This is a genomic window from Mesorhizobium huakuii (assembly GCF_014189455.1).
In the GTDB taxonomy this organism is placed as follows: Bacteria; Pseudomonadota; Alphaproteobacteria; order Rhizobiales; family Rhizobiaceae; genus Mesorhizobium; species Mesorhizobium huakuii_A.
On sequence record NZ_CP050299.1, the window covers coordinates 622,598 to 643,701 of the forward strand.

Here is a 21,104-nt window from a genome sequence, read left to right on the forward strand (position 1 = left end):
GTTTTGCAGGCAGGGGGAACGCCTGGAAAAACTGCGGAGCTACAAGCCCTCACGCCCACTGGCCGATCCGTCACTGGATATCTGACGGCAGGAACGACAGGCAAAGCCAAGCTGGCGCTTCAGCTGCTCGGCTACTTCATCCCCCCAACAGAAATTTGAGACCACAAATGAAACCGCGCCGATACCGCCGGCCAAAGCGCCTCCCGCCGCGGCGCCGGCACCACGTCCTGCTTGCAACCCGGGCGAGGAGCGCGATGCAGAGGGGACATGTCGCCCACAGCCGTATGAGGCGAAAAGCAGCCCTCAAAGCACCAAAGGAATTATCTTGTCCAAGATGGTCGATGATGGTCAGACGACCTCATATCTGACCAGGAATGCCAGCCGTTGAGCGGCATCGAAGGGCTCAAGGAACAATTCAGTTATGCTTCAATCGGTAACACCGCCGTGGCGTATGTTCGTGGCGATTTTCCAAGCCGAAAGCTGGGCTCAACTGACGCCTGTCACAGAGTAAGCCGAACCCCGGCTGGAGCCGGGGTTCGGTGGCAGTCAGGTGCGGGTGGCACCATCACGCTGCGCGATGTCGGCATAGGCCGATAACGTGCGGTTTGGCTGGAAGTGCAGGTCACGCTCGACCGGCAATCCGAGTCTGCCGCGCACCGCGGCGAGCTCCGCAAGGCTGACGCTGCCGAGTTCGGGGCTGCCGATCCCGAGATCACATAAGCCGAAGGCGATGTCGGGATCATCCGGATCCATCTCCGTGAGGAGCCAGGTCGCGCCGGCGTCAGGCGTGAACAGTTTGACGACGGGCACGAAATCGATCTCGTCGCTAGTACCGCGGAGAGGCTGCTGCTGGCGACCATTCGCCAGCAGCTTCTCCCGCAGATCTTGAGTCAAGAGCTGCATGTCCGCCTCCTACTTGTCTTCTTCGACTTTGGGGGCGCGCAGCACGACCCGTCCGTCCAGGGGCAGGGCCTCGAGGAGGAGCGTGCCGCCTTCGCCATCTTCGTGGGCGAAGAATGCACCGATGCGTGTCCAGAAGCCCTTCTGGCCTTCTTCCTTGGCATCCCGCACCGTATAGGCGAGGTACATCGGGGATTTCGACTCGGTCTTCTTGGTCTTGGTGTTGTTAGTGTCTGTCATGGTCTTTTCCTTTGGTTGATGGTTTGTGTCCCGGAGGACGGTTCCAAAGGGGCCGGCGCCTAAGATGGCTTGTCCCCAACTCGGGAGCGCAGCGAAGGAGCGGGCAGGAACGGGACAAGACAGCAGCGTTGGCCAGAACAACCGTCGCTAATTCCGGACAGATCCATCAACGGGAATGCCTGCAAAGACCGAACAGCAAGCCATGACCAGAAACCCGCATGCCACTCGCGCCTAAGGCTTGCGGCTGGGGAAGGGGGATCTGGATGACGGCAGGCAGTCTTTGACAACAGCAGGCGAAAGATCGGCAGGATATCACGATGCCCCGCACGGCCGTCGCACGAGCGATCCGGAAAGGTGGAGACCGGGAGGGGTTTGCAAGATCATGTGGGAGGCTGCGGGCTGCTGCTGCAATGGTCGCGACGCAGCAAATGTCTTGGACATCAGCGGCTCATCGGGGTCAGGATGTTCGTCCGGACAACCGGTTTCGACCTCTTTCACGCCTGAACCCGCCGCAGGCGGGGCAGGGGTCGTGCTGATGCCACTCAAGCAGTTTCTCGCGGGCAAGCGTCGGGCCGAAATTCTGGTAGCGATCGCGCACCAGATCCAATGCGGTGTTGCGGAAGTCCTCATCATGGCGTCGATTGCTCGGCCGGCCGCGCTTCTTGGACGCCAGCCCGCCGGCGCCGTCCAGGGCATAGACCTGCAACAGTCGGTGAACCTGACTGCCACTGAGGTGAAGGAGTTCCGCCGCCTGGACGACGGTCAGCCGTCGGTCGCGGATCTTCTGGATGGCTTCGAGACGATGCAGCTCTATTTGCGACAAGGTGACCAAAGGCATGACGGCTCCGCAAATGGGCCCGGTCTCACGCCAGGCTCTGTGAAGTCGCCAGCCTTCCTTTCCAGCTTCATGTTGACCAGCCTCGGAAGCGGGAAGTGTCGCATCTCTAACTGGGGCAACTGTCGCATGTCCCGTGACCCATAAGTTGACTCGCCGACCTGCGGAAATCGGGATGGTCTGGTATCCGCGTTGGTCGCGCGTGCTGGGAGGCCCTTTTGTCGTCCTCACATTTTAGAACTAGCTGAGCTTCCTTCCTCAAGCTCGTCTCCTGAATCTGGCGCGATGTCCGGTGCGCGATCCAGGATTGCCAAGGCCGCTTCGGGGTTGCTTTTCGGAAGGGGCTCGGAAACAGCCAGGCTGTCGGGGGATGTGTCCCAACGTAGCGCCTGTGCAGGCTGCGGCCTCCGTCCATTCAGGATCAGATCAAGTTCATTGGTTCGTGCTTTGGATAGACCTGCTTCGTCCGCGAACCGTGGCCAGCGATCGACAGCAGAGCGGATGCGTTCGATCACGTTCAACGCTTCTTGTTCGGAAATGGAAGCGCCTTTGGCGACGGCAAGCAGATGCTGTCGTCCTGGGTTCAATCCTTCCCCCGCGATCGATGCGCTGTGCTGTCCTCCGGGGCCTGCCGAGAAAGTCAGATCGTACGCCGGAGAGAGTTTCCACCGCCCATTCGGTCCCATCAGGAATGCATGGTTCTTCGAATGGTCGTCCCGGTTCCGCGCGTGCACATTGAATGCCATGTGACCGAACATGCGGAGGACCTCCGCGCTGTCTCTCGTCATCATGTGCGTGAGCTTGTGAAGGGCGGCGTAGTCCAGGGAGGCTTCGCGATGGCTCGCATACAAGAGGCCGCTGGCGGTATGCATGTGCAGCCGTCCCTCGGGCGTGCGATCAAATCTCTTTGTTGCGAACAGACGATTGCCCTTCTTCGTCTGCAATATCCGTGTCTCGGCCATCGCCAGCCCGGCCTCGCGCGCCATGAGAGCATATGCTTGCTCCTCGACGCCGATGTCCGCTGGATCGTCGGAACTTCGCGATTTCACCATCCAGCGATCAAACCCGGGCTTCAATTCATGGCCGTAGTCAATCACGAAGGTATTCTGATCCGGGTTCAAGCCGATCATGATCTTTGGACGCGCCCCTGCGGAACCGCCTTGGGCACTCTGCAAGGCATCGATATCAGCAGTGTCCATCTCGTTCTGGACAAGCTCCACCTGTTCAACGAACCAGTCTAGGTCCCCTGCAGCCGGCTCTTCGCCAGGCAGTTCAGGAATGTAGGCCAACGCGCCCATTCCCGTCCTTCCCACCGCGGAAAGGCGGTCCAAGGGTGTGAGCATGTGATAGTCGACGCCAGCCTTTTGAAGGCGGCGATCCAGCAAAAGGCGTCCCCATCCATCTGGAAGGCTGTCGTTAAACAAGCCATGCAGCCCATCGAACGGATCGAGCTTGGCTGCAATAAGACCCGCCTTGGCAGCCAAATTGAATGGAGAAATCAAGAGCGGCGCAGTTATGAACTCAGCCGAGTACTGGAAGTAAGCCCGTCGTTCATCGGTGCTCCACGCAAGCGTCCCTAGCTGTCGCTGGCTCCCTTCGAGATCCAGGACTACCTTCATTTCCCTGATTGGCCTGAACTTCATTTCTTGCGGACCCTCTGCCTGGCCGGGCGCCCGATTACGTCTTCGAGTGTTTTCGGCGGACGTGAAGGAAACAAACCTTCGAATTCAGCTTCCGCCTCCAAGGCGAATGCGAGCTTCACGACAGCTTCGAAGGATGCCTTGCCAGTCTCCTCGAAAACTCTCAGCGAGCCGTAGGAAACTCCAGCCTTGGAAGCCAGCTCCCGTTGGGTAAGATCGGCATCGATCCGCCGCCGCTTCATCCGTGCTGCGGCACCTTGGATAATTTCCATCGGAGATGTCATATTGAATGTGAGCATAGTAGCATTTAACGCGATTTAATGTGTTAAGTGGCTTTATAATGGCAATTACCGCAGATGTCAATCACAGCTGTGGCGATTGCCATGATCCGAACACTTCTTCGTGGGTCGCGCGCGGAGGTAGATTCAATGTCGACGAGGATAAAAATGGTCCCCATCATCCGGAAGGCATCCGAGGACGCGCCGCCGATTTCAATTCCCGTTTTGGTAAGGAACCACGCAATCCGAAGGACATGCACCGTCCCCTCGCCGATCATGAGAACCTGGACGGCGCCATGTGCCGCAAGGAGTTCCGCACACTGTCGCAGGCTTTGACGCTGCGCTACGACAAGGTGCTGTTCATTCTCGATCCGAGCGTCTTCGCTAAGCGCCTGGCCGGTAAGAAGGTCGTTGTCTGCGACTATCCCGATGGCCGCCTCGAGATCATGGAGGGCAGCACGTCCTTACCCTATAGAACTTTTGACAAGCTGCGCTCGGTACACAGATCGGAGATCGTCGAGAACAAACGCCTGGATGAAGCGCTTGCAATGGTGGCCGAGATGCAGGCCGGACGTGAACTGACACGCAGCCAACACGGACCGCGGCGCACAGGCCAGGCGAACCACTTGTTCGGCATTCCCGCCTGGTCGACGGACGGATTTCATGAACGATCCCGCCGTGATCGCCCGGCGGGGACAGGCGCTGACGAGGCTGGAAGCTGCGGAATGAGATGTCGTGACCAGATCATCAGCGACATTGCGCCAATGTCGTAGGCTCGTCGGACGCTGCCCTTCGCATCCATGTCGTTGGCAGGCTCTCAAAGCTAAAGCCGAAGAAGCCACGATTGATCGCACCCGATCGGGCTGCGCAACCCTGACCAGTTTACGCCCGATCGGGCGCTCACGTCGGCGCCAAGACGCGCGTCGCTGTCGCATTCTAAATTGCTGGCGATGTCGCGTCTCTAAATCGTTTTGACATCGGATGTAGCTGCGCCGAGCGTCGTCCAGTGATCCGCGTGCGCGTCCTCGATCACTGATCGGTTGCGAACTCGGCCGCATAGGCATTCGCAGATTCGATCGTGTCGATACCGCGCAGATGCAGCAGCTTGCCGGTGGCGTCATCGATGTAGACGAGCAGGGCGCACTTTGGCCCCCGGCTCTCGAACCACCAATGGTGCGATCCGTCGATCTGAACCAACTCGCCGATGCAATCTCGCCTGCCACGCGGTTGATGAATCTGGCGCTTCCGCTCACGTCGCGATGTCCAAATGGCGGCTTCGGTCATCCATTTGCGCAGCGTCTCTTTGCTGACCGCTATCTGGTGTCGCTCGAGCAGCTTCTCGCGGACAAGCGTCGGACCAAAGTCGACATAGTGTTCGCGGATGAGCTCCAGGACAAAGTCGCGAACGTTGTCGACGATCCGATTGTTCGAACATCTGCCGCGCGCCTTGTGGCGGAGAGCCGCGGCACCGTCGTCTTGGAATGTCCTCAATAATCGTTGGGTCTGGCGGACCGTGAGCCCCAGAATCTTCGCGCCCGACGCAGTGGAGATGCGTCGTTCAATGACTTTCGACAAAACCTCGATACGCTTCAGCTCGCGTTCGCTCATCAGAACAAGTCCCAAGTTGCAATCTCCCGCACCGTCGAAGGCGGAGAGATTGGCAGCGCACAAGCAGGAGCGACATTCCTACTTTGCCAAACCCGGACATTTTAACTTTGCGCCTACATCCGATCCGATCCGAAAGTCGCATAATCTGAATTATGGAACACGATATTATGTTGGTAAATCAGTGCGTTAGGAAGAAGATCGCGTAACCGGGGCAGATTACCGGGCGGTGGGGGTTTGCAGGCGCGTGCTTTCGTGATTCACCCTTTGCGTGACGCTACCACCGACTGATTCGCTTGAAGGCCTGTCGCTCGCGGAACTCCGCGGGCTGGTTTCTGCGCTGATCGGCGAAGTGCGCGGTCTTCAAAGCCGGGTCGAGAGCCTTGAGATCGAGAACCAGGCGCTACGCGCCGAGAACCAGACCCTGAAGGATGAGATCGCCCGGCTGAAGGACCTGCCGCCGCGTCCCCCGGTCAAGCCGACCAAGCCATCGGGCATGGAGAAGGCGACGCAGCCGACATCTGGCAAGGGCAAGCGCCGCCGGCGCGGCGCCAAGCGCGACGGCGGTCGCGTGAGCCGCGAGGTGACGGTTGCGGTGAGCGCTCCTGCGGGCTCTCGCTTCAAGGGGTATGAGACGATCCTGGTGCGCGATCTGGCGTTGTCGGCCGAGGTGGTGCGCTATCGCCGCGAGCGCTGGGTGACACCGACCGGCGAAACGATGGTGGCGCCGTTGCCGGCGGGGATCATCGGCGGCTGGGGCGCGAACCTGCGCCGCTTCATTCTGGCCTGTCACATTCAAGGCCAGGTGACGACGGAGCGGTTGACGGCGTTGTTGACCGGGATCGGGGTCGACATTTCGAAGCGCCAGGTGGTGCGGCTGATTTCGGAGGGCCTGGAGGCCTTCGCGGCGGAGGACCGTGACGTGCTGCGCGCCGGGCTGGCTACGGCGCCCTGGATCACCGTCGATGATACGTCGGCGCGCCACGCCCACCAGGACGGCTACACCACCCAGATCGGCGATCGCCGCTTCACCGCGTTCCGCACCGGGCGATCGAAGTCACGGGAGGCGTTCCTGGCGACGCTGCGTGCCGGGCACAGCGATTACTTCATCAATGAAGAGGCCCTGGCCTATATGCGCGGCCGCAACCTCGCCGGTCCGGTGATCGCGCGGCTGGCGGCTGCGCCGCACAAGGCATTTGCCGACAGCGCCGCATGGCAGGCGCATCTGGCCGCACTCGGCCTCGACCAGCTCGCGGTTGAGCCCAACCCAGTCAGGATCGCCACCGAAGGGGCGATGTGGGGAGCGATCCGCCACCACGGCTTTCTTGGCGATACCGTGGTCGTGTCCGATGATGCCGGCCAGTTCCGCATCGGCGACCATGCTCTGTGCTGGGTCCACGCCGAGCGGCTCGTCCACAAATTGATACCCGTGACCCCGGATCAACGTCAGGCCGTCGACATCATGCGCCAGTTGATCTGGTGGTTCTATCGCGACCTCAAGAGCTACCAGCGTGCTCCTTGTCCGCGCCACGCGGCGGCCCTGCGCGCCCGCTTCGAGCGCCTGTTCAAACGACGAACCGGCTACGTCATGCTCGACCGGCTTCTTGCCAGGCTGCATCGCCGCAAGCATGAACTCCTGCGCGTTCTCGATCGTCCCGAGATCCCGCTCCACACCAATGGTTCGGAAAACGACATCCGCACCTTCGTCACCAAGCGCAAGATCTCCGGCGGAACCGTCAGCGAGGCAGGCAAGAACGCCCGCGACGTCCTGCTCGGCCTGATGAAGACCTGCATCAAGCTCGACGTCTCATTCTTCCGCTATCTCGGCGACCGCCTCGGCATACCAACACAAGAGTCGATTCCGCCGCTCCCGGATCTCGTTAGGCAAGCCGCTCAAGCCTGACTGCCCGGTAATCTGCCCCGGTTACGAAGATCGCTCGACGGCCGCTGATCATCCCCTCATGACGTTATACAAATACGCACCGATGAGCAGATCGTCTTCACCGCCGGCAACCCGCCGCTGCGCTGCGGCCGCGCGATCTACTGTCGGCGCAACGACATGCTTGAACGAGTTGGCACAAACAGGTTCGGGCCGAACAAGAAATGACCTGCCCGATCGGGCAAGGACTTCTCTCCCTGTGAAAGCTCCGGGGCTTCTCTACGGCGCGTTTTGGATAGCGCGTTCAGCCCCTCCGCTTCGCCGCCCACCAAGTTGGGCGGCGGCCCTTCGGGCTGGGGAACACGCGAGCCGTCGATCGCTGACAAGTACCGCAAGCGGATGCGTTCCATCAATACTGCGAAGCACCGGCAACCGATTGGGAACACTCATTGGACACGATCGGCGTAGCACGACATTTCAGGCGAACAATCACGGCGCAGCTGGTGTATTGAGCCGGGCGCATCAGCCGCATGAATCGGTCAGGCATGATCGATTCATCGAAGTCGTTGGACGTTGCTTCCAAAGGAAGCGAAGATTCCAACTATGCCGAAACCTGTGACAGAACCGCTTCATCTTCGCCGCATCGATCCGGCTCGCAACATGTCTCGGTTCTATGTGCTGTCCATTCAGCCGACATTGTTCGGCGGCGCGTCGCTGGTCCGCAACTGGGGCCGGATCGGCACAAACGGCCAGGTGATGATGGAAACCTTCGATGAGCGCGCGGATTCCGACGAAGCGTTCTCCCGGCTCGAGCGCCGCAAACGTAAGCGCGGATATATGGCTCCGTAGGAAATCAGGCCGATCGCGCAGTCTTCCGGGAATTTTCAAGCGTTGCGCACGCGCGGACTACCAACCCCGTGTTGTTGTGTGCCAAACAGTGACCAGCAACAACGCGAGGAGCACGTTCCATGACGACCGCAAATGAGATCGCTGACAAGATTGCAGCCGACAACGGTCTGACGAAGATGCAGGCCAGGAGCATCGTCGACAGCGTGTTCAAGGCGATCGCCGATGCGGCCGCGAGCGGTGCCGAGACGAGCCTGCCCGGTTTCGGCAAATTCAAGGTGAAGGACACACCTGAACGCGAGGGCCGCAACCCGTCGACGGGCGCGACCATCAAGATCTCCGCCTCGAAGAAGCTGTCCTTCACGCCGGCAAAAGCCATCAAGGACGCGCTCAACGGCTGATCTTGCCGGGATACCCTGACAGAAAGAGCCCGGCGGTCTAGCTTGTGGTGATCAGGTGCAGTGAAGACTTCCCGCTCTTCAGGGCCGCCGCCGACAGCTTGCGGTCAAAGCTCGCAAGTTGGCCACCATGCGCCTTGGCGAGCGCAAGAAGATAAGTGTCGGTGACCTGTGCCGAGGTCAGGATTTTCGCAGCATCGATGTCGCCGGAGCCAACCAGGCTCACATCGTCGGGCCAGAAGCTGTGCCCATGCAGGGCTCGCAACTTGGTAACGATTTGCGCAACGACTGCAGGCGAGCCGGGAGAATTAGGATATTTTTGGTTGCCGACGATGCGCAGGACGCCGTTTTCGGTGATGGGACAGGTAGCCCATGCGGCGTAGCCGGTCACTTCGAACCAGCCATGCGCATCGTCATGGGCGACATGGCCAGGATCGATCAGCGCGATCAGCACATTGACATCGAGCAGGAAGGTCACGGCAGCTCGTCACGTAAGGCGTTGACCGTCTCAAGCGTGACAGGAGGGGCATCCGGCCGAGGCGATAGCAGAGGAATCCCGTTGCGCTCGCCGCCGGCCTGCGGGCGGCGCAGCGAGCGCCGGGCGAGATCGGTGATGATCTCGCCCACGCTGCGATCTTGCTGCCGGGCCATGGCCTTGGCCGCGACCAGGACGTCGTCATCGATCGCCAGTGTCGTTCTCATATCGCCCTCCTTGGTTCGCATCAATCATCACGCATCATATAGAGCAGCGACGGCAGATACTCAAGCGGCTCGAGGTATCGGACACGAAGCCGCATCGCCGTTCCAGACGTCGACCAGTTCGGTCCACGCACCGCCCGGCCAGACGGCGATGTCGACGGAACCAAGGGCTTTTGCTGATGCGCGATGGTGCTCGTCATGTAGGTGTCCTTTCGGTTGACCAGTTCGCCAGTGGGCCCCGCCTTGCGGCGGAGCCCTCGCGCGAGATCCTCAGTCCCGGTTTGATCGGGACCAGATCAGCTGCAGGCCTTGCTCGCCGTCAACTTCGATCAGGGTGGCGTAGATCGGAGCGGGGAAGCTCGGGTCGTCCAGCTTGACCGAGAGGTAGTCACGGCCTTCTGCGGAGACCTTCTGCCAGGCGGCGCCCAATTCGACATTCGCCGCCGCGAAGATGCGGAAGTGCGGGCCCTTGTCCGAGGGGTTCTCGACGCGGACCAGCTTGGCCTTGACGTTGAGGTTGAGGGTTTTGATCGTGCCGGTGAAGCCGTTGCCGGTGGAGGTGAAGGTGCCGATGGTAGCCATTTGTCTCATTCCTTTGTTGGTCGGGCCGCGCCCATCGCGACCTCGATGACGGTCGGTGGAACGGAGGCGATCGACCCGCACCCACCGGGGTCCCCGTTGCGCGTGCGCAAATGGGGTGGTCCTTAGGGCTGGAACGAAGTGGAAGGCGGCCGGGAGCGACTTTCTTGGATCGCGAGGAATGGCGGCGCAGCCGGCAGGGGAAGAAAGTCGCGCAGGCCGTTGCCGGGACAAGATCGAGAGCCCGCACTGCGGGATCGGCGTTCGGTCAGACCAGTCACATCGAGGACGCAGATGGACGTGCTTTCGGAAACAGGAATGAAGACGGGCGTTCCACCACCGCCTCATCGCCATGAGACGGCGACTTGTGTGATCAACTGTCCGTCCGGACGACGGCAGCCTGCGAATCTGCCCAGACCCAGTAGGCAGGGTCGTGCTCACAAGCACCAACGCCGACACCAGAACCGAGACGTCGTGGCAGGGTGGCAATGTGAGCGCTCGACGTCACTGGTCAGGCCGACCGGGTAATGGCATGGGGTCCGGAAGTGGCCCGTCGAAAATCCTGGAAAGAGCAGTGGATCAGATATTTGGGCGTCCAGTGCTTGGGGTCTCTGTTCGGCGCGTTTTCACAATAAAGGACTTGGGCGGGCGATGAACGGCGCGGGTGCGGCAGGAAGAAGCCCCCGCTCTCCGGCCGGAGGTTATCAAAGGCGACGGATAGGCGCGGGATATTGTGCAACCAGATCGTCGACGGTCAGCAATGTAATGCCCTCGACGATCGACTGAGCAATCAGGATCCGATCGAAGGGGTCCTTGTGGATGGGGGGAAGCCCCTCCACGGCTATGGCATGCTCGCTTGTGATTGGCAGCTCATAATAGCCGTTGTCGATCAGGGCCCTGCGCAAAAGACGCGCATCGACCGTGAAATCAGCGCGGCCCAGACCCCGTTTGATCGCAATCTCCCAGAGACTTGCAGCGCTGAACGTCAGGTCGTTGTCGGCATTCTCGATCTCAGCGAGGGCGGCAGGCGGGAGCTTGTCGGGCTCGCCCGCCGCCCAGAGCAGAAGATGGGTATCGAGCAGAAGTTTCATGCGTCGCCGCCAAACAGCTTCTCGATTTCCTCACCGGCCATGCGATCAAAATCGTCCGGAACGGAAAACTGCCCGGCCATAAACCCGACGCGACGCGTTTCGCCGGCCGCAGGAGCGTCTATCGCGACGACCTTCACCATCGGCTTGCCGGATTTGGCGATGATGAAAGATTCGCCCTTGGCCGCCTTGTCGATAAGGCGTGACAGATGCGTCTTGGCCTCGTGGATATTGACGGTGCGCATTGCTGGCTCCATGACTTAGTCCATGAAACTTAGTCTATGCGTGCCTGACGTTCAAGTGCACCTGCCGAAGAAGGCTGAAGGCCCCGCCTTGCGGCGGAGCCCTCGCGCGAGATCCTCAGTCCCGGTTTGATCGGGACCAGATCAGCTGCAGGCCTTGCTCGCCGTCAACTTCGATCAGGGTGGCGTAGATCGGAGCGGGGAAGCTCGGGTCGTCCAGCTTGACCGAGAGGTAGTCACGGCCTTCTGCGGAGACCTTCTGCCAGGCGGCGCCCAATTCGACATTCGCCGCCGCGAAGATGCGGAAGTGCGGGCCCTTGTCCGAGGGGTTCTCGACGCGGACCAGCTTGGCCTTGACGTTGAGGTTGAGGGTTTTGATCGTGCCGGTGAAGCCGTTGCCGGTGGAGGTGAAGGTGCCGATGGTAGCCATTTGTCTCATTCCTTTGTTGGTCGGGCCGCGCCCATCGCGACCTCGATGACGGTCGGTGGAACGGAGGCGATCGACCCGCACCCACCGGGGTCCCCGTTGCGCGTGCGCAAATGGGGTGGTCCTTAGGGCTGGAACGAAGTGGAAGGCGGCCGGGAGCGACTTTCTTGGATCGCGAGGAATGGCGGCGCAGCCGGCAGGGGAAGAAAGTCGCGCAGGCCGTTGCCGGGACAAGATCGAGAGCCCGCGCTGCGGGATCGGCGTTCGGTCAGACCAGTCACATCGAGGACGCAGATGGACGTGCTTTCGGAAACAGGAATGAAGACGGGCGTTCCACCACCGCCTCATCGCCATGAGACGGCGACTTGTGTGATCAACTGTCCGTCCGGACGACGGCAGCCTGCGAATCTGCCCAGACCCAGTAGGCAGGGTCGTGCTCACAAGCACCAACGCCGACATCAGAACCGAGACGTCTTGGCAGGATAGTAATGTCAGCGCTCGACGTCACTCGTCAGCATGACCGGGGCATTCAACCGAAGCCGAGACTATGGCGCCGGTTCAGCAGAACGCTGCTGGCAACGGCGTATCGGGTGCCAGCTTCAGTCGGGATCAGCGTCACCGTGCAGGCGATTGCATCACGGAAGCTAGTCGGACGAAAAGTCCTCGGGCCACATCTGCGCACCATGGAGAACACGCAGGATACGGATAGCATCATGGGTTAGAACGTAGGCTGCAATATATGGCGTTCGGGAGATGACCAGCTCCCGCGTGCCGGGCACTCGTCCAGGGCGTCCACTCTCGGGAAACTCGACCAGGCGGAGCACCGCCTGCGCGATATGCTCGTCAACGGCAGCCGCCGCGCGCGAGCTTTCGGCTTCGATATGGGTGAAGATGTCGTCGCGATCAGCAAGCGCAAACGCTGACCATTTCAGCCTCATGACTGGGTAGTTCCTGCCTTGCGTAGCGCGGCAGCGCGTCGGGATGCAAAATGCGTCTCTACATCTTCAGCGGTGACATCGGTCCGGGTATCTTCGAGTGCCTGCATCACTTTGGCGCGAAACCATGCATCATGAGCCTCGCTGTTGCTGATCAGTTCCAGCGGCAGTGCACCTTCATTGGCGGTGCGCGTCAGCAGGATGCGTACTACGTCGGAAACCGTCAGCCCCATGCCTTCAAGCACGGACGCCGCGCGGTCCCTGATGTTGGAATCGATACGCGTCTGCACGAGTGCGTTTGTCGCCATGGTTGTCTCCTGTCTCGAATCCACAATGTAATGCACTTGAATGACTGTTTCTAGCTACGACGACCACACACTAATCGCGGCATCGCTGGCGAAGAATGCAGGCGGCTTCCCTGCGGTGGCAAGGCGCAGGCGGCCTATACACACCTAGCTGCGAACGCAGCGTGGCCCTTAAGCGCTCTGGATGGCCCAGCGCCATGCGATTGGAGATTTATCACGCGGCGTGCTCGACCAGTGTCCCCTGCGGCTGGAGATCATGCAGATAGTTGACCGCCCGCTGGGCATGGGCCGCCGCGGCGAAGATGAAACGCTTCTCGTTCCTGAGAATCTCAAGCCAGCTTGCAAGATAGCTTGCGTGGTCGGGCCTCGGCTCGAGCTCGGGAACGATGCCGAGATCGGCCGCCAAAAAACAGCCGCCCAGATCGGCCAAGAGTTCCTCGTGCGCCCTGAAGGAACGATCCTTGTGATATCGTGAGAGATTGCGATCAAGCCGCTTCTCAGCGCCGACCCAATGGGTCAGTTCGTGCCCAAGGGTCGCATAGTAACTCGGCGCGTCCCGGAAACTCTCGAACGGAGGCATTTGCACAATGTCGAGAGCTGGATTGAAACAGGCCTTATCCCCACCGTGCCGGATGACAGCACCGGTGTTTGCGAAGAAGGTGTCCGCGTTTTCGATCCGCTCCACCTGATCGGCTACCGGAGCGGGATTGCCGTAATATTGTGCCGGAAGCCCCTCGATCTGGTCGGCGCAGAACACCGTATAGGCCTTGAGGAAGGGAATACCGCGCTCGACCTCTTCGCCCTGGGCATCGGTTTCGGTTCGGTTGAAGCGGTTGGCATAGACGACCATGGAGCCGGTCTCGCCCTTGCGAACATGACCGCCGAGCTCGACGCTCTGCTTGAACGTCATCCAGGTCGGGGAAACCAAGCTTCGCGCAACCGCCTCCGACCAGAGAAGCAGCGTATTGATCCCCTGATACGGCAGTCCGTTGTGGCGGAGCGGGCGCGTTATAGGACCCGTGGTGTTCGCACCGCTCCAGGGCTTGACCCAGGGGCGCACTCCCTTTTCCAGATCCGAGACGATGCGATCGGTGATTTTCGCGTAGATGTCGACGCGGGTCTTGTTGTTTTTCCTGTCCATTTCCGAACCTCCATTCGAGGTCGCGCCAATCGCGGCCGTCACGAGGTCCGCAAGCGCAGGACCGCAGGTCCGCGAACCCGCAGAAGAGGAATCGGAAGGCGGGGAAGCGTTGCATGCGGGCCGCAACGTCAGTGGAGGATGGCGCAGCCGTTTCGGGGGCCGAGGACCGGAGCAGGACCAACATTCGTGACGGCCGCGATTGGCGCGGCCTCGACGACGGTTTCCATTTCTTTGGCTTCAGATGCCCTGGCGCACGCGAAGAGGCCGGCGTCCAGTAGGACGCCAGCCTCAAGGGAGGAAGATCGGGCGGAGCCGAAGCTCCGCCCATTGGGGGTTAGCCAAGCGCCGCCATCTGGAGATCGGCTGCCTGCCGGTTGACGGTCTGGCCGGGGTTCTCGGTCTGGCGCTCGTAGGGCTTCCAGCTTTCACCGATGATGTGCTCGTAGGCGGCGACGGCGCCCTCGGCCGCCATGCGCAGGGCGCGTGCCTGAAGGCCCATGTCGGCGGCGAATTCGCGCTTGCGCTGGGCCTTGCTGTTGAAGCCGACCGGACCGTCAATGTCCTCGTCGCGAGTGTCATTGGCGAGCTTGGCCGTGGCGTCCTTGGCCTCGGTAACGGCCTTCGAGTAGAACTGGCCTGCTCCAAAGGCCGAACCGACATAGGAGCCGACGATCCTTTGCAGGTGGATCTGCATGGCTTTTTCGGAAAGCCCCTCGGAGAGGGTATCAGCGCCTTCGATCAGGCTGCGCTCATGAAAGTCCCGGATGCCGTCGCTGTCGAGGACAGGAAGGCCGAAGCTTTCGGATATGAGAGAGGCCTGGTTGCTGTCCGGGCAGCAGAGCCGGACCATTTCGAGGGTCGTGCCCTTGCGGAGCTGGACGACGCGGGCCTTGGCCTTGCTTGAGCGGGCTGAACTGGACATTGAGCTTACCTTTCTAGCGATGCCCTTCAGGTGTTCCGGCCCTTGCCGGTCTTTCCTGCGGGTGCGGTCAAAAGGAACCGGCGGAAGCTGGACACTTCAGGGTCCGGGACCTGCCAGGCGAGCGAGGCCGGCTTGCGGACAAGCGGGGGCCAGTCCTTTCACTGGTCCTTGTGAAGGACGCGGGCCGGCCTTGCCGAGATCGGCGGGTTCCGGCCGCTCCGCGGCGCGACAGCGGCCTTGAAGTGGCCAGCCGCCGGTTCAGACCGCAGCAAACCCGACGGGAAGACCGGCAAGGGGATGATCACGGGCACCGGCATGCCGAAGGATAGGCGCCTGTTCGGCTGGCGCCGCAATAAAGTCCCATGGGTTGCCGCACTGACGCCGGGCGCCGTCGATCTGATGATGGTCGCTCGCTCGACACGGATGTTGCCACCCCCGCATCCATGCTTGACCTTTGGCAGCGGCTGGCGCCAGCATCTCGGATCACGCACAGAGCGTCTCCGATTGAAGTCGCTGCCGCAATATCGCCATGGCGCTTTCCTGCCGCGCCAGCTTGCGCGACAAGGCGGCGATCTCCGGCTGGCGCTCAGCGGTAACGGCAGCGAGGTTGGCGCGATACCGTTCGAGGAATGCACCTGGATCAGGCGATCTCCCCCGCCGATACCTAGTATGACGGGATATTGCCGTATCAGGGCCGCCATGCCTCGGGTGATCTGGCGGTTGATCATGTCCAGCTGACGCTGGGTCTGCCGGCGCGCATCCTCATACGGAAGAGCTGAGCACGACGATCTCTGGACAACATCATACCGCCCTTCCCTGCCAGCTGACGAAGCTGGACGGTCCGCCGTAGACGGCGTGCCGCTGCGGATCGATGATGAAGCCGAAGGGGCCGACCCGGTATTCGTCCGAAGGAACAAGGAAGCGTCGCTCCTCGGTACCATGCCCGCGCTTGCCACCGGGGGTCGCGATGACCTCCGTGAAACCGGATTGATGACCGGAAAGGATCGCCGACACGACGATCCAATCGTCGGCGTGCTCGTCGAAGAAGGAGCGCTCGTCCTTCCTCCAGGATTCACCGGTTCCCAGCACGTTGCCTGCGATCGTTTCCCAGGCGTCCGGGAAGCTGTCCTTCATCGTCCTGTTCGCGCAGCGCCGCTCGAAGCTGGTGAACAGGTGCGGAAAGGTTAAGGCCACGATTGCCCAGGCCTCATCCTCCTCGTAGGCGCCGCCGTCGACACGCAGCGATCGATGAACCTTGCGGTTGCGCTCGGGCGAGAGAAGAAACCCACCATGGCCGGCCGCCGAGTGAAGAACGACACCGTCGGCATAGACCGTCGCACCCTGCGACGACCCCCAAGGTGTGCTTGCCGATGATCGCTCTTCACGACGGCCGAGCGCGAATTTCTCGCACCGGTGTTCCGCCTGTTTCAGCACCTTGGCCCTGAAGGTAGCCTCGTCCGCGAGTTGGCCGGCATGACCATAAAAATCGTCGCGCCGCCATTCCGCGATCGGACGGGCGATACGCCATCCTGTGGCGAGAAAATGCTTCCCGTCGCCTCCCGGCACCAGGGGTGGCGCGATCACGCGCTCGGTAAACAGGGGTCCGGGCTTTGCCGTGTTGGTCTCCAGGTCGTAGTCCTCGATTGAGGCCACCAGCCAGCAATCGGGATCGTCCAGGAACGGCTGGATGTTGGGCCGGCGGTGCGTCTCGCGCACGTCGCCGGTTTCCTCATCTTGCGCGGTCGAGACAGTGGTAAAGTTGATCGGTCCGAACGCGCGCACGAAGCTCGACCAGGCGATGCGCAGCCTGACCTGCGCCGGCTTCCACGGCCGGTCGAACTCCTGGGCCTTCAGCACCTCGCGTACGGCGCCACGGATCGGGACCAGCTTGCGGAGGATGCGGACATGCTTTTCCGGGATGCCGTCGCCGGTCACGCCCTTCCGAATCTGGATGGTGACGGGCTCGCCGTCGACCATCTGCATCAGCGCGGTGTTCTGGCCGATGAAGTAGCTGCCCTCGCGGATTGTCGCGCCGTCCGCAGCGTTGCGGGCCGGCGCTTCAACATGCTCGCCAGCGTCTGCTCCGATCTCTTCCGGTTCGCCGTCATAGATGGCTTCCGGAAGGAGATGCACGACGGCTGTCAGTGCCGCATCGAGATCCGTGCCGGCATGCGGCAGGCAGGTATACGTCTCGTCGGGACCGTAGATCCCGCGGCGACGGGCATGCTCGCCGAGCACCATGTCAGGATGCATCGCAAACCAGCGGTTCACGCGGATTGCGCTCTCGTCCTCGGTGGCGGGCTGAACGTCCTCCAGGTCGAGCCATGACACATCGCCTTCGGGCTCTCCGTGCTTGCGCCTGCGGAAGAACAGGATGTCGACGACAACATCCGTCCCGGCATCGGCGCGAAAGCTGCCCTCCGGCAGGCGAACGGCAGCGACCAGATCCGCCATTGTGGCGATGTGCTTGCGGGCGCGGGCATCGGCCTTGTCCGTCGTTCCACTGGAGGTGACGAAGGCGGCGAGTGCGCCCGGCTTCAGCCGAGAGACGGCCTTTGCGATGAAGTAGTCGTGTAGCCGGAAGCCGTGCGAGCGGTATGCGGGGTCGGATCGGACGATCCTGTCCGAGAACGGCGGATTGCCGACCGCCAGATCGAAATGCTCGGCCAAGTCGACCCGCGCGAAATCCTGGTTGAGGATTCGGGCGTTCGGCTGAAGGAGGCAGGCGATCCGCGCCGTGACCGGATCGATCTCGATGCCGGTGACGTGCGAGGCAGCGCGCAATGCCTCTGGCATCAACGCCGGAAAGAGCCCTGTGCCGACGCCCGGCTCCAGCACACTGCCGCCACGGAAGCCGAGCCGCCGCAAGCCGGCCCAGATCGCTCGGATGATGTATTCCGGTGTGAAATGGGCGTACTGCGTGCAGCGGGCCAGCGAGGCGTAGTCCCGGCTGTCGACCGCCTCCTCCAGATCGGCGGCTATCTTCTCCCAGCCCTGGCGAAACGTCTGCTCGCCGGGGCGGCGGAACACGCCGTTCGCCAGTGCTGAAGCTCCAAAGCCGGTGAACCGGATCAGCGCTGCTTGTTCCTCGGGCGTGGCAAACCGCTGCTGGTCGACGATATCGGCGGCGAGCCGTATGGCGGCGAGATTGTCACGAGCCCGGTCCCGCCAGGATGTGGCAAGGCCGCGGGTACGCTGCCAGCTTGAAGTTCTCGCCCTTATCGACCTGATGCGCCCGAGCAGGCAATGCGGCCGCGCCGATCGGCATGGCCGGGGCTGGTGAGACGGGAGACGGATCGTCATCGACCGGACTATCGGCGGAAGACGTCGAAAAGGCCGTTACCCCGACGCAGAGGCCCGAGGACAGCGCAGTGTTTCCGAAGAGGTCGAGAGTGAAGGGGTCGTCGTGGGGCATGGAAAATCTCCTTGGATTTTGGCGAGCGCGATCACGCGGACGGCGTTGTCGGCCGCGTGAAGGGCTGGGGAGGTTGTGAAGGGGCTAGCGGGCGATCAGGGACAGCGAGACTTCGGTCTCGGTCAGCTGCACGAGCAGATGAGTGCGGCGGATGTTCCGATCGAACAGCGGAATGAGCCTCTCGGCGTCGATGAATTCGATCCCGTCGTCACCGCCGAAATGACGGTGTTTGTAATGGAACCAGTCCGGATTGCCGACCGGATGGCACTCGTCGGAATAGACCACGAGCGGGCGGTCACCGTCGGCGAGTTTTCCGTTCGACATGATGTAGACCCCCTGGTCTCCGACCAGCCAAACGCCGGGGATCTCGCCCTTGCCGGGCCTGAGGCCGTAATACGGGTTGCGGAATCCGCCATTGGCGGCGGCATCGGTCTTTCCGCGTTCGATGACCTTGCCAACGCCGAGAATGGAAAACGTGAACATGGCCGCCCCCCTCACGCCGCGATCGCGTCGGGGAGGTAGCGCAGATGCACCGGAAGCTTGGCCGAGATCTCTTCGTCGGTGAGATCGTTGAGCAGCTTCAACGTCGTGCCCCGGCTGCCGCCGTAGACGGTGATGGTCCGCTTGCCACGTGCAGGCTCCGGCCAGCGCTCCCCGGCATAGCCGCGATAATCATCATGGGTCGCGCTCCAGATGTGATCGAGGCGCTCGGTCCGCGTCATTGCCTTCACCGGCCGCGATTCCCGGTCGACGATCGCGGCACGCATCCGCTCGGGTGAGCCCCTGTCGGAAAGATCGCAATAGCCGTGGAAATGACGGAGCTGGCTGTCGATCGTCAGCGCGAAGAAGACGCTGGTGACACTACCGGTCAGGAATTCGCGCATCGCGAACATGTCGCCGCGCATCCAGAGTGGCGGCAGGATCTCGAACATATAGTCGTGGTCTGCCTGGCCGGTCTCGAACCATTCGCCGGCATAGAGCGCGCTCGCGTCGGCGTCCCAGCGGTTGGGCCGCTGCGCGTGACGGTCGAACATGCGGAACATCTGGCGCCGGTCGGCGACGCCCTGAAAGACCTTTCTGATCGGGGATACGGGGTGCATGGCGGGCTCCTTTCAGCCTCGTCGGGCTGGAGCGCGGCTCATCCTTCCGACTTCGCCGTCAATTCAGCCCTTCATGACCCCTCCCCCGCGGCCGCCTCTCCGTCCGGCCGGGTCAAGGGCCGCGCAGCGGGCGAAGCTTCACCCTTGACGCGGCAGGCGGCATGCGGCAGTCGGGTTTCTTCTTCCCTCTCCGTTCCTCTTCTTCTTTCATCATCGCCTGCAGATCGTCGTTCCAGTCTTCCGTGACCGGCCGCAACCGCGCAAAGCCGCATGCCGCCGCGACGGCGATCGCCTCGATGCGTTCGGCATAGGCTTCGCCCTGCACATTGTTGTCGGTCGCGGCGACAAGCTGCGTATTCGGGCGGGTCGCAAGCGTCCGTATGGCCGTCTCGGTCGCGGGCGCCCATCCGCCGCCGGTGCTCAGATAGAGGCTGTCGGGCCGCAGGCTTTCGATCGCGGCAAGGCTCATCGCGTCGATCGCCGCCTCCGTAACGCAGAAGCGAATGGCCTCGCGTGGCCCCAAGCGGAACAGTACCTTCCCGCCGCCGGTGGCGAATCCGCGCCATTCCGGTCCGCGTTCTTCCCAGCCGGTGACGACACCGTCGTCGTCGACATGAGCGGCCCATACACTGCCGCGCGGTCCCTCGCGAAGCCGATCCTGCCGCATCGCCGCCCGGATGACGGATTCCGGGAGGTCCCGCTCGTTGCGCAGATACCGCCCGGTCATGGAGCCTCGCCAGGGCGCGCGACGAAAACGCCAGCGCTCGGTGACGCCGATGTCCGGCGCGTGGTCGCGGGGCTGGCGCGTCCAGACTGGTTCGCTCGGCACGAAGCCGACCAGTTCCGAAACCCGCTGCAGCACCTCCGCGAACCCGATGCCGTCGAGATGCGCCACGAGCGAAAACACGTCGCCTTTAGCGTCGGACAGCGGATCGAACCAGCCCTTGCCATCGTGGATGACGATAATGATATCGTCACCGCGCCGGTATTTGACCGCCCGGCGCGTGCTTTCCTTCAGATCGATCGCGAAACCGGCCCGCTCCAGCACGGCCGCGCAGAGCACACGATCCCTCAATTCCTCGACGTCTCTCTTTTCCATCGTTTTTCCGCCGGATCGCCTTCACACTCCCCGGCCCTTTCCTCGATTGCCTTTCCGTTTCCGCAGCCTTTGCGGAACCATCCTCGCCCGCCGCGAAGAGCGATGGGGGCAAGGGCGCGGCTGGCAACTGATGAATCGATCAGGGCGCGGTAGCGCCACGGCATCGCCAGCCGCGGCGCAGCCTCCCTTGCGGCCGCCGCTCGCAAGCGGCATACGTCCGCTCGGGCGAACCCGGCTCAATGAGCCGGGCCGAACTGGTAGGGGTCGTATTCGTGGAGGACGATGACGTCGGCGTCGTCGAGTTCGTCGCTCGGCAGGACGCCGTATTCGCCGTCGACCTGGAACAGCGTCACCGGGACCATCAGGGTGCGGGCGAGCTCGAACGCGTGGGACTGCGCGAGGCTGAGATTGTGCGACATGGTCTGGCTCCCGTTGTGGCGGGGACCAATTCCCCGCTCGACAGGCGCCCGTCGGGCTCGGGACGGACCGCGATCACCGCAGAGGCGTCAGCCTCAAGGCCGCACGCTCGCG

The 21,104-nt window shown here is 62.3% G+C and carries 22 protein-coding genes and 7 pseudogenes; 5 read left to right on the forward strand and 24 right to left on the reverse strand.

Annotated features, from left to right (window positions below):
- Positions 1 to 546 precede the first annotated feature (546 nt).
- From HB778_RS40665 to HB778_RS40685, 5 genes and pseudogenes are all read right to left on the reverse strand, one after another.
- Positions 547 to 903 carry a DUF2958 domain-containing protein gene (locus HB778_RS40665; RefSeq protein WP_183455103.1) on the reverse strand — a complete coding sequence of 119 codons (357 nt, stop codon included), beginning with the start codon at positions 901 to 903 and terminating at the stop codon, positions 547 to 549.
- A 9-nt stretch (positions 904 to 912) separates the two neighbouring features.
- A complete protein-coding gene (locus HB778_RS40670; protein ID WP_183455492.1) occupies positions 913 to 1,140 on the reverse strand; it encodes a hypothetical protein in 228 nt (75 codons plus the stop codon).
- 532 nt (positions 1,141 to 1,672) lie between these two features.
- Positions 1,673 to 1,978 (reverse strand): annotated as a pseudogene (locus tag HB778_RS40675) (helix-turn-helix domain-containing protein); the annotation flags it as partial.
- Between the two features lie 224 nt (positions 1,979 to 2,202).
- Positions 2,203 to 3,594 carry a type II toxin-antitoxin system HipA family toxin gene (locus HB778_RS40680; RefSeq protein WP_244662165.1) on the reverse strand — a complete coding sequence of 464 codons (1,392 nt, stop codon included), beginning with the start codon at positions 3,592 to 3,594 and terminating at the stop codon, positions 2,203 to 2,205.
- Positions 3,595 to 3,614: 20 nt separating this feature from the next.
- On the reverse strand, positions 3,615 to 3,887 hold the full coding sequence (locus tag HB778_RS40685; protein WP_244662166.1) for a helix-turn-helix domain-containing protein: 273 nt from the start codon (positions 3,885 to 3,887) through the stop codon (positions 3,615 to 3,617).
- Between the two features lie 212 nt (positions 3,888 to 4,099).
- Between HB778_RS40685 and HB778_RS40690 the strand changes: the two are divergent.
- Positions 4,100 to 4,622: pseudogene (locus HB778_RS40690) on the forward strand (ISNCY family transposase); the annotation flags it as partial.
- A gap of 360 nt (positions 4,623 to 4,982) precedes the next feature.
- On the opposite strand, the pseudogene HB778_RS40695 reads toward HB778_RS40690, so the two are convergent.
- Positions 4,983 to 5,501, reverse strand: a pseudogene (locus HB778_RS40695) (helix-turn-helix domain-containing protein); the annotation flags it as partial.
- A gap of 268 nt (positions 5,502 to 5,769) precedes the next feature.
- Here HB778_RS40695 and HB778_RS40700 point away from each other — a divergent pair.
- From HB778_RS40700 to HB778_RS40715, 4 genes and pseudogenes are all read left to right on the forward strand, one after another.
- On the forward strand, positions 5,770 to 7,401 hold the full coding sequence (locus HB778_RS40700; protein WP_183463841.1) for an IS66 family transposase: 1,632 nt from the start codon (positions 5,770 to 5,772) through the stop codon (positions 7,399 to 7,401).
- A 26-nt stretch (positions 7,402 to 7,427) separates the two neighbouring features.
- Positions 7,428 to 7,605: pseudogene (locus HB778_RS40705) on the forward strand (type IV secretory system conjugative DNA transfer family protein); the annotation flags it as partial.
- 375 nt (positions 7,606 to 7,980) lie between these two features.
- Positions 7,981 to 8,226 carry a WGR domain-containing protein gene (locus tag HB778_RS40710; RefSeq protein WP_183465712.1) on the forward strand — a complete coding sequence of 82 codons (246 nt, stop codon included), beginning with the start codon at positions 7,981 to 7,983 and terminating at the stop codon, positions 8,224 to 8,226.
- Positions 8,227 to 8,345: 119 nt separating this feature from the next.
- Positions 8,346 to 8,624 (forward strand): HU family DNA-binding protein, encoded by a 279-nt coding sequence (locus HB778_RS40715; RefSeq protein WP_183455100.1) that lies wholly within the window; start codon positions 8,346 to 8,348, stop codon positions 8,622 to 8,624.
- Positions 8,625 to 8,661: 37 nt separating this feature from the next.
- Here the strand turns inward: HB778_RS40715 and HB778_RS40720 are convergent, their stop codons facing one another.
- The 18 genes and pseudogenes from HB778_RS40720 to HB778_RS40800 all read right to left on the reverse strand — a co-directional run bounded on the left by HB778_RS40720 (position 8,662) and on the right by HB778_RS40800 (position 20,992).
- Entirely contained in the window at positions 8,662 to 9,099 is a 438-nt protein-coding gene (locus tag HB778_RS40720) for a TA system VapC family ribonuclease toxin (protein WP_183455099.1), read from the reverse strand.
- Entirely contained in the window at positions 9,096 to 9,323 is a 228-nt protein-coding gene (locus tag HB778_RS40725) for a CopG family transcriptional regulator (RefSeq protein WP_183455098.1), read from the reverse strand. Before HB778_RS40725 ends, HB778_RS40720 begins: the two co-directional genes overlap by 4 nt.
- Positions 9,324 to 9,343: 20 nt before the next feature.
- Positions 9,344 to 9,520, reverse strand: a complete 177-nt coding sequence (locus HB778_RS40730) for a hypothetical protein (protein WP_183465713.1) — start codon at positions 9,518 to 9,520, stop codon at positions 9,344 to 9,346.
- A 70-nt stretch (positions 9,521 to 9,590) separates the two neighbouring features.
- Positions 9,591 to 9,902, reverse strand: a complete 312-nt coding sequence (locus HB778_RS40735; protein ID WP_183455095.1) for a DUF736 domain-containing protein — start codon at positions 9,900 to 9,902, stop codon at positions 9,591 to 9,593.
- A gap of 701 nt (positions 9,903 to 10,603) precedes the next feature.
- Positions 10,604 to 10,990, reverse strand: a complete 387-nt coding sequence (locus HB778_RS40740; RefSeq protein ID WP_183465714.1) for a type II toxin-antitoxin system VapC family toxin — start codon at positions 10,988 to 10,990, stop codon at positions 10,604 to 10,606.
- On the reverse strand, positions 10,987 to 11,232 hold the full coding sequence (locus HB778_RS40745; protein ID WP_183455096.1) for a type II toxin-antitoxin system Phd/YefM family antitoxin: 246 nt from the start codon (positions 11,230 to 11,232) through the stop codon (positions 10,987 to 10,989). Before HB778_RS40745 ends, HB778_RS40740 begins: the two co-directional genes overlap by 4 nt.
- Positions 11,233 to 11,347: 115 nt before the next feature.
- Positions 11,348 to 11,659, reverse strand: a complete 312-nt coding sequence (locus HB778_RS40750) for a DUF736 domain-containing protein (protein WP_183455095.1) — start codon at positions 11,657 to 11,659, stop codon at positions 11,348 to 11,350.
- A 641-nt stretch (positions 11,660 to 12,300) separates the two neighbouring features.
- Positions 12,301 to 12,594, reverse strand: coding sequence for a type II toxin-antitoxin system RelE/ParE family toxin (locus HB778_RS40755; RefSeq protein WP_183465715.1), 294 nt, complete (start codon positions 12,592 to 12,594; stop codon positions 12,301 to 12,303).
- Positions 12,591 to 12,899, reverse strand: a complete 309-nt coding sequence (locus HB778_RS40760; protein WP_183455093.1) for a type II toxin-antitoxin system RelB/DinJ family antitoxin — start codon at positions 12,897 to 12,899, stop codon at positions 12,591 to 12,593. The genes HB778_RS40755 and HB778_RS40760 overlap by 4 nt, the downstream gene beginning before the upstream one ends.
- A 211-nt stretch (positions 12,900 to 13,110) precedes the next feature.
- Complete coding sequence (locus HB778_RS40765; RefSeq protein WP_183465716.1) at positions 13,111 to 14,037, reverse strand: ArdC family protein; 927 nt, start codon at positions 14,035 to 14,037, stop codon at positions 13,111 to 13,113.
- 334 nt (positions 14,038 to 14,371) lie between these two features.
- Positions 14,372 to 14,959 carry a hypothetical protein gene (locus HB778_RS40770; RefSeq protein ID WP_183465717.1) on the reverse strand — a complete coding sequence of 196 codons (588 nt, stop codon included), beginning with the start codon at positions 14,957 to 14,959 and terminating at the stop codon, positions 14,372 to 14,374.
- A 483-nt stretch (positions 14,960 to 15,442) separates the two neighbouring features.
- Positions 15,443 to 15,761 (reverse strand): annotated as a pseudogene (locus tag HB778_RS42670) (hypothetical protein).
- Positions 15,761 to 16,528: pseudogene (locus HB778_RS43815) on the reverse strand (DUF7007 domain-containing protein); the annotation flags it as partial. The pseudogenes HB778_RS42670 and HB778_RS43815, both read right to left, overlap by 1 nt.
- A pseudogene (locus tag HB778_RS40780) lies at positions 16,520 to 18,374 on the reverse strand (N-6 DNA methylase); the annotation flags it as partial. The pseudogenes HB778_RS43815 and HB778_RS40780, both read right to left, overlap by 9 nt.
- A gap of 84 nt (positions 18,375 to 18,458) precedes the next feature.
- Positions 18,459 to 18,857, reverse strand: coding sequence for a DUF3085 domain-containing protein (locus HB778_RS40785; RefSeq protein WP_183465719.1), 399 nt, complete (start codon positions 18,855 to 18,857; stop codon positions 18,459 to 18,461).
- 11 nt (positions 18,858 to 18,868) lie between these two features.
- Complete coding sequence (locus HB778_RS40790) at positions 18,869 to 19,474, reverse strand: DUF1419 domain-containing protein (RefSeq protein ID WP_183465720.1); 606 nt, start codon at positions 19,472 to 19,474, stop codon at positions 18,869 to 18,871.
- A gap of 112 nt (positions 19,475 to 19,586) precedes the next feature.
- Positions 19,587 to 20,573, reverse strand: coding sequence for a DUF3991 and toprim domain-containing protein (locus HB778_RS40795; RefSeq protein WP_183465721.1), 987 nt, complete (start codon positions 20,571 to 20,573; stop codon positions 19,587 to 19,589).
- A 236-nt stretch (positions 20,574 to 20,809) separates the two neighbouring features.
- Positions 20,810 to 20,992, reverse strand: coding sequence for a hypothetical protein (locus HB778_RS40800; protein ID WP_183455088.1), 183 nt, complete (start codon positions 20,990 to 20,992; stop codon positions 20,810 to 20,812).
- Positions 20,993 to 21,104 lie beyond the last annotated feature (112 nt).

Bases quoted from the DNA above. Each gene is read 5' to 3' on its own strand.
- HB778_RS40800 (WP_183455088.1), bottom strand. From the start codon at position 20,992: ATGTCGCACAATCTCAGCCTCGCGCAGTCCCACGCGTTCGAGCTCGCC.
- HB778_RS40710 (WP_183465712.1), top strand. From the start codon at position 7,981: ATGCCGAAACCTGTGACAGAACCGCTTCATCTTCGCCGCATCGATCCG.
- HB778_RS40735 (WP_183455095.1), bottom strand. From the start codon at position 9,902: ATGGCTACCATCGGCACCTTCACCTCCACCGGCAACGGCTTCACCGGC.
- HB778_RS40680 (WP_244662165.1), bottom strand. From the start codon at position 3,594: ATGAAGGTAGTCCTGGATCTCGAAGGGAGCCAGCGACAGCTAGGGACG.
- HB778_RS40730 (WP_183465713.1), bottom strand. From the start codon at position 9,520: ATGACGAGCACCATCGCGCATCAGCAAAAGCCCTTGGTTCCGTCGACA.
- HB778_RS40795 (WP_183465721.1), bottom strand. From the start codon at position 20,573: ATGGAAAAGAGAGACGTCGAGGAATTGAGGGATCGTGTGCTCTGCGCG.
- HB778_RS40670 (WP_183455492.1), bottom strand. From the start codon at position 1,140: ATGACAGACACTAACAACACCAAGACCAAGAAGACCGAGTCGAAATCC.
- HB778_RS40760 (WP_183455093.1), bottom strand. From the start codon at position 12,899: ATGGCGACAAACGCACTCGTGCAGACGCGTATCGATTCCAACATCAGG.
- HB778_RS40765 (WP_183465716.1), bottom strand. From the start codon at position 14,037: ATGGACAGGAAAAACAACAAGACCCGCGTCGACATCTACGCGAAAATC.
- HB778_RS40785 (WP_183465719.1), bottom strand. From the start codon at position 18,857: ATGTTCACGTTTTCCATTCTCGGCGTTGGCAAGGTCATCGAACGCGGA.
- HB778_RS40665 (WP_183455103.1), bottom strand. From the start codon at position 903: ATGCAGCTCTTGACTCAAGATCTGCGGGAGAAGCTGCTGGCGAATGGT.
- HB778_RS40755 (WP_183465715.1), bottom strand. From the start codon at position 12,594: ATGAGGCTGAAATGGTCAGCGTTTGCGCTTGCTGATCGCGACGACATC.
- HB778_RS40685 (WP_244662166.1), bottom strand. From the start codon at position 3,887: ATGGAAATTATCCAAGGTGCCGCAGCACGGATGAAGCGGCGGCGGATC.
- HB778_RS40750 (WP_183455095.1), bottom strand. From the start codon at position 11,659: ATGGCTACCATCGGCACCTTCACCTCCACCGGCAACGGCTTCACCGGC.
- HB778_RS40725 (WP_183455098.1), bottom strand. From the start codon at position 9,323: ATGAGAACGACACTGGCGATCGATGACGACGTCCTGGTCGCGGCCAAG.
- HB778_RS40715 (WP_183455100.1), top strand. From the start codon at position 8,346: ATGACGACCGCAAATGAGATCGCTGACAAGATTGCAGCCGACAACGGT.
- HB778_RS40770 (WP_183465717.1), bottom strand. From the start codon at position 14,959: ATGTCCAGTTCAGCCCGCTCAAGCAAGGCCAAGGCCCGCGTCGTCCAG.
- HB778_RS40790 (WP_183465720.1), bottom strand. From the start codon at position 19,474: ATGCACCCCGTATCCCCGATCAGAAAGGTCTTTCAGGGCGTCGCCGAC.
- HB778_RS40745 (WP_183455096.1), bottom strand. From the start codon at position 11,232: ATGCGCACCGTCAATATCCACGAGGCCAAGACGCATCTGTCACGCCTT.
- HB778_RS40740 (WP_183465714.1), bottom strand. From the start codon at position 10,990: ATGAAACTTCTGCTCGATACCCATCTTCTGCTCTGGGCGGCGGGCGAG.